Origin of the sequence: Onishia niordana (genome assembly GCF_004798965.1) — a bacterium.
GTDB lineage: Bacteria > Pseudomonadota > Gammaproteobacteria > Pseudomonadales > Halomonadaceae > Onishia > Onishia niordana.
Genome location: NZ_SDSD01000093.1, coordinates 1 through 264, shown reverse-complemented (window position 1 = coordinate 264; position 264 = coordinate 1). Strand labels below are relative to the sequence as shown.

The following is a 264-nucleotide window of genomic DNA, read 5'->3' as shown; positions in this document are numbered from 1 at the left end:
AAGATTATGAAGATAGATTAATTCCTAAGTTCTCAATACAATTATTAGTAGAAAATGCCATAAAACACGGTTTTGAAGGTAAAGAATTAGATATTGATATTACAATTTCGAAAGAAACAATAGAAGTATCAAATAATGGAAAAATTGAAGAGTTTGTTAAATATGGCACAGGTCTAAAGAATCTTGATAAAAGGCTAGAACTTTTAAAAGTAGGTAATTTAGATTATGACACAGATGAAAAAATGAAATTTATTATAAGGATTA

1 pseudogene is annotated in these 264 nt (G+C 25.0%); it reads left to right on the top strand.

The window, feature by feature from the left end:
• A pseudogene (locus ETC27_RS18485) lies at positions 1 to 264 on the top strand (hypothetical protein); the annotation flags it as partial.